A 1,534-nucleotide genomic window follows, 5' to 3' on the forward strand; every position below is an offset into this window, starting at 1 on the left:
ATATGCCGTGATGCCTTCCGCTGGTGTGCCACAACCAAGCCTACGCACGCCAACGGGGGCAGGAAGGTTAGCCGGGGCCGCCGGGGGCCTTCGAGGGCCGCAGGGCCCGCGAGGAGCGCCACGTAAGCAGCCGCTCATCCGGGCAGCATGGCATTTTTGCTCCCTCACCCTATCGAAACGCCACATCTTGATACATACTGAAACAAATGCCTTGACCCGCAGGGAGACGCACAGCGTGACCCCCACGAGCACACGATTCAGGCCCCAGGGCCCCTCAGGCAGCCCCCGGCGCAGCGCCGGCTTCACGCTCATCGAACTGCTGATTGCGGTCGCCGTGATCGGGATCTTGGCCGCGATTGCGATCCCTAGCTATCAGGGGTACGTGGAAAAGGCGCGCAGGACGGATGCCATATCGGCCTTGAGCAATACTGCCGGCGAACTGGAGCGTTGCTATACAGTAGGGAGCAACTATACGGCAACTAATTGTCCCAGTGGCACCTTTGATTCCGAAGAGGAGTTCTACTCGATATCCATCAGTGCATCGGCTGCCACTTTCACCTTGGAAGCGGCTCCTCAGGGGGCTCAGTCAGGCGACGAGTGCGGAGTTTTTACCTTGGATCAGCAGGGTGTGCGTGGCAACGAGAAGAATGATGGGACGCCTATTGATGATTGCTGGTAATAGAGTACATCGCCCTAACGGGTTTACGTTGATTGAGCTTCTGGTGACGATTGCAGTCATTTCGATTACGGCAACCATCGCGGTGCCCAACTTTCAGAAGTTGACGGCTAGAAATCAACTTGTGGGTGACTTTAATCAGGTGTTGTCTGGTTTGAATTATGCCCGTAGTGAAGCGGTAAAACGGCGTGAAGATATAGCCGTCCATGTCAAAGACGCGAGTGGTGCAGTGCCGTGGCAACTCGCCGTCACCTCTGGTGCAAGCGGCAGCCTTTCCACACTACGACTGTTGGAAGGGAAGGATAGTGATGTCAATGTCACGGAATTCCAGGTGTCATTTAACCCATTGGGGCGTCGTGGAAACTGTATAGATGGTGATACCGGGGACGCGTTAAATTGCTCTTTATCTGTGAGCTATGAGGGGGAAAAGTCACTATATGTTGAGGCTTCCGGTAATATTTCACGTCCTTGATGACATCTCATTGCTTTTCGGAGTGCAAGCGGTATGAGAGAGGATGGCTTTACATTGTTGGAAGGTCTTGTTGCGCTCTTGGTTCTTTCTCTAGGGCTATTGGGGGTTGCCGCCATGCAGCTCAAGGCCATGCAGAGTGCCCATGTGGCCTACCAACGGTCCGTCGCGACCCTGGCGGCACAGGATGCAGTGGAACGGCTCTGGGCGGTCACGGCCGAGAGGGCAGGTGTTTGTTCCAGTCCCACCACTATTGCTCCAGCCGACTGGAGGAGCGGCAATCTGATAGAAGACGACCCTACAACGGGGCCTGTGGAAACCGTTGCATGGCCCGCATGGGAAGGATGGTCTGATGTCTGGGGGGATTATCTTCCCGGGTTGTCTGGCAG

The 1,534-nt window shown here is 56.0% G+C and carries 3 protein-coding genes; all 3 read left to right on the forward strand.

Features of this window, described 5'->3' with window-relative positions; all coding sequences use genetic code 11:
- Positions 1-235: 235 nt before the first annotated feature.
- On the forward strand, positions 236-679 hold the full coding sequence (locus tag V6D20_23485; GenBank protein ID HEY9818742.1) for a type IV pilin protein: 444 nt from the start codon (positions 236-238) through the stop codon (positions 677-679).
- The gene (locus V6D20_23490) at positions 666-1,148 is read left to right on the forward strand and encodes a GspH/FimT family pseudopilin (protein ID HEY9818743.1); all 483 of its coding nucleotides are present in this window, start codon (positions 666-668) and stop codon (positions 1,146-1,148) included. The genes V6D20_23485 and V6D20_23490 overlap by 14 nt, the downstream gene beginning before the upstream one ends.
- A 78-nt stretch (positions 1,149-1,226) precedes the next feature.
- Positions 1,227-1,534 (forward strand): hypothetical protein (locus tag V6D20_23495; protein ID HEY9818744.1); only part of this gene is annotated, 308 nt, incomplete at its 3' end.

Source organism: Candidatus Obscuribacterales bacterium, assembly GCA_036703605.1.
Taxonomy (GTDB): domain Bacteria; phylum Cyanobacteriota; class Cyanobacteriia; order RECH01; family RECH01; genus RECH01.

Excerpts from the sequence above, each read along its gene's own strand:
- V6D20_23490 (HEY9818743.1), top strand. The coding sequence starts at position 666 with ATGATTGCTGGTAATAGAGTACATCGCCCTAACGGGTTTACGTTGATT.